Source organism: Bradyrhizobium oligotrophicum (assembly GCF_051168495.1).
GTDB classification, from domain to species: domain Bacteria; phylum Pseudomonadota; class Alphaproteobacteria; order Rhizobiales; family Xanthobacteraceae; genus Bradyrhizobium; species Bradyrhizobium oligotrophicum_A.
In genome coordinates this window covers 1-15,018 of record NZ_JBNPVB010000044.1, presented here as the reverse complement: position 1 = coordinate 15,018, position 15,018 = coordinate 1, and the positions used below count along the sequence as shown (strand labels likewise).

General features: G+C 67.1%; 12 protein-coding genes. 8 read left to right on the top strand and 4 right to left on the bottom strand.

The features are described from left to right. The first annotated feature begins 322 nt into the window (after positions 1-322). Positions 323-1,348: a histone deacetylase family protein gene (locus tag ACQR1B_RS35855; RefSeq protein ID WP_434837579.1), complete on the top strand. Its 1,026-nt coding sequence runs from the start codon at positions 323-325 to the stop codon at positions 1,346-1,348. Between the two features lie 48 nt (positions 1,349-1,396). Then, positions 1,397-1,876 (top strand): hypothetical protein, encoded by a 480-nt coding sequence (locus ACQR1B_RS35850; RefSeq protein WP_434837580.1) that lies wholly within the window; start codon positions 1,397-1,399, stop codon positions 1,874-1,876. Here the strand turns inward: ACQR1B_RS35850 and ppsA are convergent. Continuing rightward, positions 1,873-4,308, bottom strand: coding sequence for a phosphoenolpyruvate synthase (ppsA, locus tag ACQR1B_RS35845; RefSeq protein ID WP_434837581.1), 2,436 nt, complete (start codon positions 4,306-4,308; stop codon positions 1,873-1,875). The two genes, ACQR1B_RS35850 and ppsA, sit on opposite strands and share 4 nt — an antisense overlap. A 151-nt stretch (positions 4,309-4,459) precedes the next feature. Between ppsA and ACQR1B_RS35840 the strand changes: the two genes are divergently transcribed. Then, the gene (locus ACQR1B_RS35840; RefSeq protein WP_434837588.1) at positions 4,460-5,584 is read left to right on the top strand and encodes an SbmA/BacA-like family transporter; all 1,125 of its coding nucleotides are present in this window, start codon (positions 4,460-4,462) and stop codon (positions 5,582-5,584) included. Here ACQR1B_RS35840 and ACQR1B_RS35835 read toward each other — a convergent pair. From ACQR1B_RS35835 to ACQR1B_RS35825, 3 genes are read right to left on the bottom strand one after another with little or no spacing between them, the layout of a single operon-like run. After that, complete coding sequence (locus ACQR1B_RS35835) at positions 5,544-6,482, bottom strand: 1-phosphofructokinase family hexose kinase (RefSeq protein WP_434837582.1); 939 nt, start codon at positions 6,480-6,482, stop codon at positions 5,544-5,546. The genes ACQR1B_RS35840 and ACQR1B_RS35835 overlap by 41 nt on opposite strands. A gap of 3 nt (positions 6,483-6,485) precedes the next feature. Further along, on the bottom strand, positions 6,486-7,466 hold the full coding sequence (glk, locus tag ACQR1B_RS35830) for a glucokinase (RefSeq protein WP_434837583.1): 981 nt from the start codon (positions 7,464-7,466) through the stop codon (positions 6,486-6,488). Next, the gene (locus tag ACQR1B_RS35825) at positions 7,463-8,821 is read right to left on the bottom strand and encodes a GH1 family beta-glucosidase (protein ID WP_434837584.1); all 1,359 of its coding nucleotides are present in this window, start codon (positions 8,819-8,821) and stop codon (positions 7,463-7,465) included. Before ACQR1B_RS35825 ends, glk begins: the two co-directional genes overlap by 4 nt. A 190-nt stretch (positions 8,822-9,011) precedes the next feature. On the opposite strand from ACQR1B_RS35825, the gene ACQR1B_RS35820 reads away from it, so the two are divergent. Genes ACQR1B_RS35820 through ACQR1B_RS35800 form a run of 5 tightly spaced genes read left to right on the top strand, consistent with a single transcriptional unit; the run spans position 9,012 to position 14,424 of the window. Continuing rightward, positions 9,012-9,962: an ABC transporter permease gene (locus tag ACQR1B_RS35820; RefSeq protein ID WP_434837585.1), complete on the top strand. Its 951-nt coding sequence runs from the start codon at positions 9,012-9,014 to the stop codon at positions 9,960-9,962. A 23-nt stretch (positions 9,963-9,985) separates the two neighbouring features. Beyond that, positions 9,986-10,843: an ABC transporter permease gene (locus ACQR1B_RS35815; RefSeq protein WP_434837589.1), complete on the top strand. Its 858-nt coding sequence runs from the start codon at positions 9,986-9,988 to the stop codon at positions 10,841-10,843. Continuing rightward, positions 10,840-11,850: an ABC transporter ATP-binding protein gene (locus ACQR1B_RS35810; RefSeq protein ID WP_434837586.1), complete on the top strand. Its 1,011-nt coding sequence runs from the start codon at positions 10,840-10,842 to the stop codon at positions 11,848-11,850. Before ACQR1B_RS35815 ends, ACQR1B_RS35810 begins: the two co-directional genes overlap by 4 nt. A gap of 14 nt (positions 11,851-11,864) precedes the next feature. Beyond that, positions 11,865-12,899 (top strand): ABC transporter ATP-binding protein, encoded by a 1,035-nt coding sequence (locus ACQR1B_RS35805; RefSeq protein ID WP_434837590.1) that lies wholly within the window; start codon positions 11,865-11,867, stop codon positions 12,897-12,899. Positions 12,900-12,933: 34 nt separating this feature from the next. After that, complete coding sequence (locus tag ACQR1B_RS35800; protein WP_434837587.1) at positions 12,934-14,424, top strand: ABC transporter substrate-binding protein; 1,491 nt, start codon at positions 12,934-12,936, stop codon at positions 14,422-14,424. Positions 14,425-15,018 lie beyond the last annotated feature (594 nt).

The following is a 15,018-nucleotide window of genomic DNA, read 5'->3' as shown; positions in this document are numbered from 1 at the left end:
GCCATCGCATCCCCACCTCGCGTGTCGTGACGATCGCGCGCAACGCCCCTCTGCGGTGAGGCGGGATGCGCGGAGATAATCATGATTTCCGATAAAGCGCAAGTTATTTATTATTTTCGGAAATAGGCGGCGCCGTGATCCTCCCCATCGTGGTCGCAATTGGGCGCGGCGAACACGTGGCGGACGATTTGCGGAGCGCAGCCGGTCCGTTCCGTCGGTTGGAAGTTGCCTGCTCTGAACGATGGGTGCATCTCATCTGTGCTTGTATCGGGTGCCGCTGCGTGCACAATCATGCGTGCAAAGCGAACGGGAGCAAGTCCGCGTGAAGGCCGTCTACACCGAGCTGCATCGCAGCCACGATCCGCAATTCTATCTGGTGCGCGGCGTCGTCAAGCGCACCACCGAGCAGCCCGAACGGGCGGATCGCCTGCTTGCGGGAGTGAAGGCCGGCCATCACGAACTGGTCGCGCCGGTTCAGTTCGGCCAGGCCGCCCGCGCGCGGGTCCACAGTCCGGAATACCTGACCTTCCTGGAAGAGGCGTGGGAGGCCTGGGCCGCGCTCGGCGATGCCGGCACCGAGATGATCCCGAACATGCACCCGGTGCGCAATGCCGCCACCTATCCGACGCACATCGTCGGACGGCTCGGCTGGCACACGACCGACACTTCGGCGCCGATCGGGCCGGGGACGTGGGAAGGCGCCTGCGCCGCCACCGACGTCGCCGCGAGCGCGGCCCAGCTGCTGCTCGATGGCGAGGACGCGGTGTATGCGCTGTGCCGCCCGCCGGGGCACCACGCCTATCGCGACATCGCCTCCGGCTTCTGCTTCATGAACAATTCCGCCATCGCGGCGGCGCATCTGCGTCAGCGCCATGAGCGGGTCGCGATCCTCGACGTCGACGTCCATCACGGCAACGGCACGCAGGGCATCTTCTACGAGCGGGCCGACGTGCTCACGATCTCGATCCACGCCGATCCCACGCACTACTATCCGTTCGTCTGGGGCTACGCGCATGAGCGCGGCGCCGGCACCGGGCTCGGCGCCAACCTCAACATTCCCTTGCCCTTGAAGAGCGGCGACGACACCTATCTGAAGGCGTTCGAGACCGCGGCCAAGACCATCCACGCCTTCGCGCCCGGCGCGCTCGTGGTCGCGCTCGGCCTCGATGCCTCCGAGCACGATCCGCTCAAGGGGCTCTCGGTGACGACGCCCGGCTTCCGCCGCATCGGCGGCGCGATCGCGCGGCTCGGCCTGCCCACCGTATTCGTGCAGGAAGGCGGCTATCTCTCGGACATTCTCGGGCAGAACCTGACGGCGGTGCTGGCCGGGTTCGAAGCGGCGCGGTGAGGGGCGTATTTACCATCCGCGGACGTCATGTCCCGCGAAGCTACGGAGATGACCGCTGAAACTGGCCTCGCCCGGGATTCCACGGGCGATGAAAGTACAAACTTCTTTAAGCTCCCCGACGACAATGCGGCGCATTCCCGGCCATGGGGCCGCGTCAACGGAGATGCGACATTTGCAGACGCCGATCCGCTGGATCGACGGCTGTGGTGCAGGCATTTCGAGGGTGAGTTGTTGGCCAATATCATCACATTCCCGCGGGCCATCCCGATTGCGGTTCACGCAGAGGGGACCGACACCGAGTCCGAGCCGTCGGTCGAGGTTCAGCTCGCGCAGCTCCAGCGAACGCTCGAATCGTGGCGGCTGATCGTGCGCCAGCTCGATCAGTTGGCCGAGATCGACAACGCTGCGTCGTGGAGCGAGCAGTCCGTCCACATAAGGCAACTGATCGCCGATGCCGAACGTGCGATCGCCGAGTTCCAGGCTCGCGGTCACGGCCTGACATCGTCCGACGACCTGGGCCCGGGCTAGCTCGCCAGCGCCTGCGGCGCGCAGGCCGCGAGCTCCCGCTCCGCGCTGCGGACGATCTCCATGGTGCGCACGATGCTCGCCGGATTGACGCTGATCGAGTCGATGCCGAGCTCGGCGAGATAGCGCGCGACCTCCGGATAGTTGGCCGGCGCCTCGCCGCAGATGCCGACATGGCGATGGTTGCGGTGGGCGCCTTCGACCGCCAGCTTCAGCATCGCGAGCAGGCCGGGATCGCGCTCGTCGAAATCGAACGCGACGATATCAGAGTCGCGGTCGACGCCGAGCGTGAGCTGGGTGAGGTCGTTGGAGCCGATCGAGAAGCCGTCGAAGTGCTTTGCGAACGCGTCGATCAGGATGACGTTGTTGGGAATCTCGCACATCATGTAGATCTCGAGCCCGTTCTCGCCGCGGACGAGACCGTGGCCGGCCATCGCCGCGATCACCTTGCGTGCCTCCTCGACGCGGCGGCAGAACGGAATCATGATCTTGAGATTGGCGAGCCCCATCACGTCGCGCACGCGCTTCAACGCCGCGCATTCCAGCGCGAAGCCCGCCGCATAGGCCGGATGCGCATAGCGCGAGGCGCCGCGGAAACCGAGCATCGGGTTTTCTTCGCGCGGCTCGAAGTCGCGGCCGCCGATCAGGCTGGCATATTCGTTGGTCTTGAAGTCCGACAGCCTGATGATGACCGGGCGCGGATAGAACGCCGCGGCGATGGTGCCGACGCCTTCCGACAGCCGCTCGACGAAGAAGTCGGCCGGCTTCTTGTAGCGTGCGGTGACGCGCTTGATCGTTGTGCGATCTCTTGCCGACGTCACCTTGTTCGGCGCGGCCAGCGCCATCGGATGGATGCCGATCGACTGGTTGATGATGAACTCCATGCGCGCCAGGCCGACGCCGTCGTTGGGCAGCAGCGCGGTCTTGAAGGCGAGTTCGGGATTGCCGAGATTGACCATGATCCCAGTGCGCGGCCGGCCGATCTCGTCGATCGCGAGGCGCTGAACCTCGAACGGCAGGGCGCCGTCATAGACATGGCCGGCATCGCCCTCGGCGCAGCAGACGGTCACGGTGGTGCCGGTCCTGGCGCGCTTGCTGAAATCTTCCGTCCCGACCACGGCGGGCACGCCGAGCTCGCGGGCGATGATCGCGGCATGGCAGGTGCGGCCGCCATGATCGGTGACGATCGCGGCCGCGGTCTTCATGACGGGCTCCCAATCCGGACTGGTCGATGCGGCGACCAGCACCTCGCCGGGCTTGAATGCGCGCAGGTCTTTTGCCGATCGGATCAGGCGGATCTTGCCGGCGGCGATCTTCTCGCCGACGGCGCGGCCGGTCGCCAGCACCTTGCCGGTCTTCTCGAGCAAATAGGTCTCGACCGATTCCGGCCGGCGCTGCGACGCCACCGTCTCGGGGCGCGCCTGGATGATGTAGAGCGAACCGTCGCGGCCGTCCTTGGCCCATTCGATGTCCATCGGCGTCGGCCGTCCGGCCTTCTGCGAGTAGTGCGCCTCGATGACGATGGTGGCCTGCGCCAGCTCGAGCACGTCGGCATCATCGATGCAGAATTTGGCCCGCTCCGCCGGCGGCGTCGTCTCGGTGCGCGTGGTGGCGCCGCGCGCGCCCGTTTTCGCATAGACCATGCGCTTGGTCTTGGCGCCGAGCCGGCGCGACAGCACGCTGCGGAAGCCGGCCGCAAAGGTCGGCTTGTGGACGTAGAACTCGTCCGGGTCGACCGTGCCCTGCACGATGGTCTCGCCGAGGCCATAGACGCCGGTGATGAAGGCGACATCGCGAAAGCCGCTCTCGGTGTCGAGCGAGAACATCACGCCGCTGGCGGCGCGATCCGAGCGCACCATCTTCATGACCGCGACCGACAGCGCGACCTTGTTGTGGGCAAAGCCGTTGTCGATGCGGTAGGAGATCGCGCGGTCGGTGTAGAGCGAGGCGAAGCAGCGGCGGCAGGCTTCGAACAGCGCCTTGGGCCCGCTGATGTTCAGGAAGCTCTCGTGCTGGCCGGCGAAGCTCGCATTCGGCAGGTCCTCGGCGGTGGCCGAGCTGCGCACGGCGACCGCGACGCCGCGGCCGTATTCCTGCTCGAGCTGCCTGTAGGCCTCGGCGACCTCGCGGCGCAGATCGTCGCGATCGGTCGCCGCGAACACGATCGCGCGCGCCTTCGCCGCGCGTCTGGCGAGATCGGCGATGCGGCGCTTGTCGAGATCGGCGAGCAGCGCGCGCAGCTCGTCATCGGCGCCATCAGCGCGCAGCGCGTCGCGATAGGCTGATGCCGTCAGCGCGAAGCCGTTGGGGACGCGCACGCCCTGCGCCGCCAGCGCCGAATACAGCTCGCCGAGCGACGCCGTCTTGCCGCCGACCTCGGGGACGTCCTCGATACGGAGATCCTTGAACCAACTGACGTAGCCGGGTGCCGTCATCTGTGATCTCCCGCATTGCAGTGCAGGCACCAAGTTTGTCGCGTTGCGCGGCGCATGCCTTGCGGAAGATCAAGCGGCCCCGCCCGGGAGCTCCTTAGATCAAATCATGCTCGTGAGGGGCAATGAACCGGAGGAATGCCGGCCCGCGATGATGTCCGACGACGACAATGAGGATGGCAATCGCGAATGGTCGCGATTCTGGCTGACGGCGCGGCAGTTCTGGTTCGGGGCGACGGCCTGGCGGGTCTGGCTGCTGTGCGCCGCGCTGGTCGCCATCGTCGTGCTGCAGCTCTATGTGCAATTCCGCTTCAACACCTGGAACAGGGATTTCTTCGACGCGCTGGAAGGCCGCGATCCGGCGCGGCTGCAGCAGCAGGCCACTCTGCTCGTTCCTCTCTGTCTGGCGAGCGTCGTGCTGGCGATCGTCTCGGTGTGGGGGCGGATGGCGATGCAGCGCAACTGGCGGCAATGGCTGACGGCCAAGGTGATCGACTATTGGGTCGAGAACGATCGCTATGCCCGGCTTGCCGCTGTGCAGGGCGATCAGAAGATTCCCGAGTACCGCATTGCCGAGGACATCCGCCTCGCCACCGATGCGCCGATCGACTTCGGGGTCAGCGTCATCTCCTTGCTGCTGACGGCGGTGGTGTTCGTCCAGGTGCTGTGGCAGGTCGGCGGCTCGATCGAGGTTGCGGTGGCCGGGCTGCAGCTGCGGATTCCGGGTTATCTGGTGGTCAGCGTCCTGGTCTATTCCGGGCTCGTCACCGGGGCGATGCTGTGGGTCGGCTCGCCGCTCACCCGCGTCATCCAGATCAAGAACCAGGCGGAGTCGGAGCTGATCACCGCGGCGCATCATTTGCGCGACATCGGCGAAGGCATCACGCCCAGGCAGGAGGAACGCAGCGTCATCACCGGGCTCTGGCTGGCGCTCGACCGCACCATCCGGCAATGGAAGCGGCTCTGCTGGCAATTGATGCAGAACACCCTGGTGTCGCACCTGAATACGCTGGTCGCGCCGATCATCGGCCTCGTGCTGTGCGCGCCGAAATTTCTCGGCGGTCAGATGACGCTCGGCGAGCTCACCCAGGCTGCGGCGGCGTTCACGCTGGTGCAGGGCGCGTTCAATTGGATGGTCGACAATTTCAGCCGGATCGCCGAGTGGGTGTCGTCGCTTGAGCGCGTCGGCGGATTGCTGCTGTCGCTCGACCGGCTCAATGTCGATGCGGAGTTGAAGGTTACGCCGTCTCCAGCCGCACGTCAGCCAGCAGACGGGTGATATCGGCCGGATCGCACAATGCGGTGCCGGTGCGCAGCAGCGCCGCCGCGCCGGCCGCGACCGCAAAGCGGAACGCGTCTTCGACCGACGCGCCAGCCGCGAGCTTCGCCACCAGCGCGCCGAGAAAACTGTCGCCGGCGCCGACCGCATTGACCGGCACCATCGTCAGCGGCTGCGCCCGCAGCACGCGCTCCGATGTCACCAGGAGCGCGCCGAGATGGCCCATCGTCAGCGCGACCATTGCGGCCTTGCCGGCCGCCACCAGCGCCCGCGCCGCCTCTTCCCACGCCGTGGCATCGGGCAGCGCGCCGCCGACGAGTTCCTGCATCTCGTGCAGCGAGGGCTTGATCATGTCGACGCCGCCTTCGACCGCCGCGGCCAGGGCCGGCCCCGAACTGTCGAGCACGAACCGGGCGCCGCGTGATCGTGCCAGCGTGGCGACGCGCGCGTAGAAGTCGGTGGGCACGCCGCGCGGCAGGCTGCCGCTGCCGATCACGAAGCGCGGGAACGGATCGAGGCTCGAGAGCAATGCAAGTCCGGCCTCCCATTCGGACTCGCGGAGCGTCGGTCCCGGCAGGATGAAGCGGTAGGGCTGGCCGGTCGCGCGCTCCTGGACGAAGAAATCCTCCCGCGTATCTTCAGTGGTGGCCCAGGTGCGGCTGGTAACGCCTTCCTGCTCGACCAGCTGCTGCAGCAGCAGTCCCGTCGGCCCGCCCACCGGATAGAGCGCGGTGACGTCGCCGCCGAGGCGGCTGATGACGCGCGCGACATTGATGCCGCCGCCGCCGGGATCGCGCCGCTGCGTCGTGCCGCGCAGCTTGACGACGGGCACGATCCTGTCGACGACCGTCGAAACGTCGACGGCCGGGTTCGGCGTGATCGTGACGATGTCGCTCATCTGTCAGTGGGCGGGAGAGCCGCCAGGCGCGGTGATGCCGGACTCGGAGAAGGATTTGAGGCCGATGAAGCTGATGTCGGGCTTGGTGACGAGATGCACCGGGATCGGGCGCAGATAGCTGTCATAGCGGCCCTTGCTCTCGAACTGCCGGCGGAAATCCGACTGCGCGAAGAAGTCGGGGAAGCGCGGCGGGATGCCGCCGGCGATGTAGACGCCGCCGCGGGCGCAGAAAGTCAGCGCCAGATTGCCGGCGACCGCCCCTAACCAGGCGCAGAACATGTCGAGCGTCGCGCGGCTGGTGGCGCAGCTGCCGTCGAGCGCGGCGTGGGTGATCGCCGCCGCGTCACGCTTTGGCACGGTCACGCCGTCGACCGCGGCGATGGCCTGGTAGACGTTCTCGATTCCCATGCCGGACAGCGCGCGCTCGATCGAGACATGACCGAACCGCTCGCGCATCCTGGCGAGCACCAGCGCCTCCCGCGCGGTCGTCGCCGGCAGAGTGGCGTGGCCGGCCTCGGTGACTGCGACCATCGGGCGGTTGTCGCCTGGCAGATAGCAGGCCGCGCCGAAGCCGGTGCCCGGGCCGATCACCAGCATCGGCGCGCCGTCGATCGCGGCACTGCCGCCGAGCGGAAACAGGTCTTCCGGATGCAAGGCGGGGAGCGACCAGCCGACCGCCTCGAAATCATTCAGGAGCTTCGCCGAGCGGAGCTCGAAACGCGCGGCCAGTTCGGCACCGTCGATCACCCAGGTCGAGTTGGTCAGCATGCCGCGATTGCGCTCGATCGGGCCGGCGATGTCGAGCACGGCCGCCGAGGGCGGCCCGCCCGCCGCATGCCGCGCCAGGAAATCGGTGATGGCATCGGCGATGGTCGGGAAGTCGGCGACCTTCAGATGCGCGATCTCGCCGATCTCGCCGCCGTCGAGCAGCGCGAAACGCGCGTTGGTGCCGCCGATGTCGCCCAGAAGAACGCGCTTGCTCATCCCTCAGCTTCCGCCCTGTTGTGCGGTCCGGCCGGATCGTCGGAGGTCCGGTGGGCCGCAATCATGTCCGCATACCACCGCGCCGACGCCTTGGGAATGCGGCGCTGCGAGACGTGGTCGACATAGACAATGCCGAAGCGCTGCGAATAGCCCGCCCCCCATTCAAAATTATCCAACAGCGACCAGACGAAATAGCCGCGCACGTCGGCGCCCTGTCGTATCGCCTGTTCCAGGGCGGCGGTGTAGGCCGCGAGATAGGCGATCCGGTCGTCATCCCGGATGTGACCGGAGGGGTCGATGACGTCGTTCGCCGCGGTGCCGTTCTCCAGCACGTAGATCGGCAGGTGGAACCGTCGGTGGATGTCCAGGAGCGTGTCGCGGAACGCGTCGGGCACCACCGGCCAGCCGATCGCGCTGCGCGGCACCGAGGCAGGTGCCGGGCCGAAGCCGGCGCCGATCAGGTTGGTGTCGGCCTTGACGTAGTGCGGCGAGTAGTGGTTGAGCCCGAACCAGTCGACCGGACGCGCGATCTGCGCCATGTCGCCGGGAAGAACGTAGGGCGCGATCGCGTCCGCCAGTTCCGGCGGATAGCAGGCGAAGGCCTGCGGCAACGGGAAGGCATCGTTCCAATAGGCCGCGAGCCGCAGCGCCGCGGCGGCGTCCGCCGGATCTTCGGTCGCGGGATAGCACGGCTGGCGATTGTGGATCGCGCCGATCGAGGCGCCGGCGACGTCTCGGCGCAGCACGTCGACGGCGCGGCCGTGACCGAGATTGACGTGATGGATGGCCTTGTGCAGCGCTGTCTTGTCCGCAATCCCCGGGGCGTGCCAGCCGAGGCCGTAGCCGAACAGCGTGAACACGCACGGCTCGTTGAAGGTGGCGAAGCGCTTGACGCGGTCGCCATAGCGCCGCGCCACCAGCGCGGCATAGTCGGCGAACCAGCCGGCGATGTCGCGGTTCTGCCAGCCGCCGAGCTCGCTGAGCGCCTGCGGCAGGTCCCAGTGGTAGAGGCACAGCCACGGCTCTATCTCCGCGGACAGCAGCGCGTCGATCAGGCGGTCGTAGAAGGCGAGGCCGGCCTCATTGGCGGCGCCGCGGCCCTGCGGCAGCACCCGCGGCCAGGCGATCGAGAAGCGGTAGGCGTTCAGGCCGAGCGCGCGCACCAGGGCGACGTCCTCGGCATGGCGATGGTAATGGTCGCAGGCCACCTCCGCATTGTCGTCGTGGCCGGCCTGGCCCGGCGTGCGCAGAAACACGTCCCAGATGCTGTCGGCGCGGCCTTCGAGATGGGCTGCGCCCTCGATCTGAAAGGCAGAGGTGGAAGCGCCCCAGAGGAAGTCCGGATGGATGATCATGCTGCAAGATGGCCTGCTTGGTTGCGCTGAAGGTATGATGCCGCGCCGCGCCGTCCGAAGCTTGACCCCGATCAAGCCGCGGGGCGAGCCCGCCCCGCACCGGACAGGGATCATCATGCAGGCAACGGGCTTGCATCGGAGGCGAAAGCTGTGGAACGTGCGGCCGCCGCGTAACGGAGTTCCGGCCTGAATGAGCGTGTTCCTGCTGCGGCGGTGCCTGACCTTGCTCGCGACCCTGGTCGGCGCATCGCTGATCATTTTCCTGGTGCTCGACGCCCTGCCGGGCAACGCCGCCCAGACGCTGATGGGGGCCGATGCCTCGCCGGATGCGGTGCGCGCGCTGACGGTCAAGCTCGGGCTGGATCAGCCGCTGGCGTTCCGCTATCTGCACTGGATCGGCGGTCTCTTCGTCGGTGATCTCGGCAACAGCTATGCCTATGGCACGCCGGTGGCCGAACTGATCCGCGATCGGCTGGCCATGACGATTCCGCTCGCGATCATGGCCATGCTGCTCACGACGGTCCTGGCGCTCGCGGCGGGCATCTACACCGCCGCCAACCACAATCGCATCGGCGATGTCGGCGTGATGTCGCTGACCCAGATCGGTATCGCGCTGCCAAATTTCTGGTTCGCGATCCTCCTCATCCTGCTGTTCGCGGTGAAGCTGCAATGGCTGTCGGCCGGCGGCTTTCCCGGCTGGGAGGACGGGCTGTGGCCCGGCCTGCGGTCGCTGCTGCTGCCGGCGGTCGCGCTCGCGGTGGTGCAGGCGGCGATCCTGGCGCGGGTGACGCGTTCGGCGGTGCTCGACGTGCTGCGCGAGGATTTCGTGCGCACCGCGCGCGCCAAGGGGCTGACGAAGCGCGAGGTGCTGTGGCAGCACGTGCTGCGCAATGCGATGATCCCGGTGCTGACCGTGATGGGCCTGCAATTCGCCAATCTCTTGGCCGGCACCATCGTGATCGAGAACGTGTTCTATCTGCCGGGCCTTGGACGTCTGATCTTCCAGTCGATCGCCAATCGCGACCTGATCGTCGTCCGCAACTGCGTCATGCTGCTGGCGGCGATGGTCATCGTCGTCAACTTCGTGGTCGACGTGCTCTATGCCGTGATCGATCCGCGCATCAAGGTGCACGAGCTGTGAGTTCGTCGGTGACTGTTCAAGCGATGGCGAGCACTGCGCCTGCGCCCAACGGCTTCTGGCGCCGCGCGCTGCGCCATCGCAGCTTCGTCGTCGGCGCGCTGCTCTGCCTCGTGGTGCTGGGCGCCGCGCTGCTGTCGCTGGTGTGGACGCCGTGGTCGGCCTACGAGATCGACGTCGCATCCAAGCTGCGGCCGCCGTCATCGGCGCATTGGCTCGGCACCGACGTGTTCGGCCGCGACATCGTCTCGCTGCTCTTGGTCGGCGCGCGCGCGACGATTCTCGTCGGCATCATCGCCGTCGGCATCGGCCTGACCTGCGGCGTCTGCCTCGGGCTCGTCGCAGCCGCGCAGCGCGGCTGGACCGAAGAGCTCATCATGCGTTTCAGCGACTTTACCTTCGCCTTTCCAGCCGTGCTGTCGGCGATCATGCTGGCGGCGGTGATCGGGCCGGGCATGGTGACGTCGATCACCGCCATCGGCATCTTCCAGATCCCGGTGTTCGTGCGCGTCACCCGCGGTTCGGCCGGCGCGATCTGGGCGCGCGAGTTCATCCTGGCTGCGCGCGCCGCCGGAAAGGGCCGCTTCCGCATCACCATCGAGCACGTGCTGCCGAACATCCTGTCGATCCTGATCGTGCAGGCGACGATCCAGTTCGCGCTCGCGATCCTCGCGGAGGCAGCGCTGTCCTATCTCGGTCTGGGCACGCAGCCGCCGCAGCCGTCCTGGGGGCGCATGCTGAACGACGCGCAGACCTTGCTGTTCCAGTCGCCGAGCCTTGCGGTGTATCCGGGCGCGGCGATCGCGCTCGCCGTGCTCGGCCTCAATCTGCTCGGCGATGGCTTGCGCGACCTGCTCGATCCGCGGTTGGCGAGGCAGCGATGAGTGCGGGAGACCAGGTTCTGCTCGACGTCCAAGAGCTCGGCATCCAGCTCAACACCAGCCGCGGCCCGGCGAATGCCGTACGCGAGGTCTCCTTCGCGCTCCGGCGTGGCGAGACCTTGGGCATCGTCGGCGAGTCCGGCTGCGGCAAGTCGATCACGGCGCTGGCGCTGCTCGGGCTGCTGCCCGACAGCGCCGTCGTCCGCGGCAGCATCAAGCTCGATGGCCGCCAGTTGGTCGGTCTGGATGATGCCGACTATTGCAAGCTGCGCGGCAACCGCATCAGCATGATCTTCCAGGAGCCGATGACCGCGCTCAACCCGATGCACACGATCGGCCATCAGGTCGCTGAGCCGCTGCTGCGGCACACCGGCTGCTCGGTGGCGGAGGCGAAACGGCAGGCGATCGCGCTGCTCGACCGCGTCGGACTGCCCGACGCCTCCAGGCGCTACGACGCCTATCCGCATCAGTTCTCCGGCGGCCAGCGCCAGCGCGTCACCATCGCGATGGCGCTGGCCTGCAAGCCCGACGTGCTGATCGCCGACGAGCCGACCACGGCGCTCGACGTCACCATCCAGCGCCAGATCCTCGATCTGATCGCCGATCTCGTGGCGGAGCAGGGCATGGCGATGATCCTGATCTCGCACGATCTCGGCGTCATCGCCGAGAACGTCCAGCGCATGATCGTGATGTATGGCGGCACGGTGGTCGAGAGCGGCACCACCGATGCCGTGTTCTCGCGTATGGGCCATCCCTACACGCAGGGCCTGTTCCGGGCGCGGCCACGGCTCGGTGCCCGCAAAGGCACGCGCCTCGCCACCATCGCCGGGACCGTGCCGGAACTCGCCGATCTGCCGGCCGGCTGTCCCTTTGCCGATCGCTGTACGCTGGTCGTCGATGCCTGCCGCGCGGCGCTGCCACAGGCGGTCGAGATTGGCGCAGGCCATGGCGTCCGCTGTATCAGGACGGACATCGCGCTCGCGCGCGATCCGGTGGGAGTGGTCGCGTGAGTACGGTGGCGGAGATGCCGGCCGAGACCCCGCTGCTCGAGGTCAGGGATCTCGTGCAGCGCTACACGCTGCCGCGTGAGAGTTTGTTGCGCCCGGCCGGACAGGTGCTGGCGCTCAATGGTGTCTCGCTGACATTGATGCCGGGCAGGAGCCTCGGCATCGTCGGCGAGTCCGGCTCGGGCAAGTCGACCCTGGCGCGGCTGATCATGGCGCTGGAGCGGCCGTCGTCGGGTTCGGTGCTGATGGCGGGACGCGATCTCGATCGCCTTTCGGCGGACGAACTGCGGCGCGCCCGGCGCGACTTCCAGATGGTGTTCCAGGACCCCTATGGATCGCTCGATCCGCGCCAGACCATCGCGCGCATCGTCGCCGAGCCGCTCACGGTGCTGGAAAGCCCGGACCGCGACTCCTTGCGGACGCGGGTTGCGAGCGTGCTGCGGCAGGTCGGGCTGCGCGACGCCGACATGGACAAATATCCGCATGAGTTCTCCGGCGGCCAGCGCCAGCGCATCGCGATTGCGCGGGCGCTGATCACGCAGCCGAAGCTGATCGTCGCCGACGAGCCGGTCTCAGCGCTGGACGTCTCCGTGCAGGCGCAGGTGCTCAATCTGATGCAGGACCTGCAGGAGCAGTTCGGCCTGAGCTACGTCCTGATCAGCCATGATCTCGCGGTGGTCGACTATCTCTGTGACGAGGTCGCGGTGATGTATCTCGGCCGTATCGTCGAGCAGGGGCGGCCGGAGGACCTGTTCGGCCAGTGCGCGCATCCGTATACGCGCGCGCTGTTGGATGCGGTACCTCGCGCGCAGGCCGGCGCGGTCAGGCGCCGGCGCGAAGAGGTTGCGATCGCGTCGCAATCCGTGGGCAGCGCCGGATGCGCCTACGCGCCGCGCTGTCCGCTCGCGGACGCGCATTGCCGCGAGACGGCTCCCGCACTGCGGACGCTCACGGCGCAACATTCTGCTGCCTGCCACAAGGCGGAGAGCGTGATGGCGCTGCCGGCGCTCGTCGCAACGAAACACCAGCCTCTTGTCTCGCAGCCGCTTTGACGCGTAATTTGGTTCAGTCCGGGAGAAACAAACAATGTTGAAAAGACTATCGATCCTCACATTGGCTGCGCTCGTCGCGGCTGCCGCCGTGCCCGCGTCGGCACAGAGCAAGAAGGACAGCGTCGTCGTCGGCATGACCCTGGAGCCGCCGGGGCTCGATCCCACCAGCGCCGCCGCAGCAGCGATCGCCGAGGTCACGCTCTACAACGTCTATGAGACGCTGACCAAGATCAACGAGGACGGCTCGGTGTCGCCGCTGCTGGCCACGAGCTGGCAGGCCTCGTCCGATCTGAAGAGCTACACGTTCAAGCTCGTCAAGGGCGTCAAATTCCAGAACGGCGAGGCGTTCGATTCCGCCGCCGTGAAGTTCTCGTTCGACAAGGCCGGCGCTGCGACTAGCACCAACAAGGACAAGGCGCTGTTCCAGGCGATGGAGGCGGTCAATGCGCCCGACGCCGAGACGATCGAGGTCAAGCTCAAATATTCCGAGCCGAACCTGCCGTTCCTGTTCGGGCAGGCCACCGCCGCCATCGTCGAGCCGAAGAGCGCGCCGACCAACGCGACGCAGCCGGTCGGCACCGGGCCGTACACGCTCGGCGCCTGGGCCAAGGGCTCGTCGCTGACCCTGAACAAATGGCCCGACTATCGCAACGCCGCGGCCGTGAAGCTGTCCAAGGTGACGATCCGCTTCATCTCCGATCCGGCGGCCCAGGTCGCCGCGCTCTTGTCGGGCGACGTCGATGCCTTCCCGCGCGGCACCACGGCGCGCACGATCGCGCAGTTCAAGTCTGATCCGCGCTTCACTGTCCTGATCGGCGGCTCCAAGGCGAAGACCATCCTCACCATCAACAACAAGAAGAAGCCGCTCGACGACGTCCGCGTCCGCCGCGCCATCCTCGCCGCGATCGACCGCAAGGCGCTGATCGAGGGCGCCGTCGATGGGCTGGGCACGGTGATCGGCAGCTTCTACGTGCCGGGCTCGCTCGGCTATGTCGACACCACCGACATCAATCCCTACGATCCGGAGAAGGCCAAGAAGCTGCTGGCCGAAGCCGGCGTCACCACGCCGCTGCAGCTCTCGTTGCGGTTGCCGCCGCCGGCCTATGCGCGGCAGGGCGGCGAGGTTGTCGCGGCTCAGCTCGCCAAGGTCGGCATCGTCGCCAAGATCGAGAACCTCGAATGGGCCGCATGGCTGTCGCAGGTCTTCAACGGCCCGCATGATTTCGACCTGACCATCGTCTCGCATGTCGAGCCGTTCGATCTCGTGAAGTTCACCGAGAAGACCTACTATTTCGGCTATCAGTCCGAGGCGTTCGACAAGCTCTACCAGAAGATCGTCGACACCCCGAACGAGGCCGACCGCGCCAAGCTGCTCGGCGACGCCCAGCGCCTGCTGGCGACGGATGCCGCCGCGGGCTTCCTGTTCCAGCCGCAATGGATCACGGTGATCAACAAGAAGCTGAAGGGCGTCTGGAAGGACGTGCCGCAGTTCGAGAACGACTTCGCAAGCTGGTCCTGGGAGTAGTCGCGACCACGCTTCGATTAGTTCCGCAGCAAGACTGCCCAACACAGCGCCCTCTCCCCTTGCGGGAGAGGGCAGCACCGGCCTCTCCTCACACTCGCTCGGGTCTCTCTCGGCTAGCGATGGGTGTGGAGACAGACCCCTCACCCAAGCGAGCTTGCCGCACCCTCGTGCAGGCCCTCTCCCACAAGGGGAGAGGGCGCAGTAACGACCACCGCGCGGTCTCCAATTCTGTACTACACACCTCGATGATTTCCGCAGCAAGACTGCCCGATACAGCGCCCTCTCCCCTTGCGGGAGAGGTCAGCACCGGCCTCTCCGCGCACTCGCTCGGGTGAGGGGTCTCTCTCCGCAGGCAACGCTCGTGGAGACATACCCCTCACCCAAGCCAGTTTGCCGCACCATCGTGCAGGCCCTCTCCCACAAGGGGAGAGGGCGCTGTAACGGCGACCGCGTGGTCTCCAATCCCAAGCTGTACGCTTTGCTTAGTTAGTTCCGCAGCAAGACTGCCGATACAGCGCCCTCTCCCCTTGCGGGCTACCGTATTCACACATCGATGTTGAATACGGGAAGAACCTTTGATTCCCTGTCGGCCTT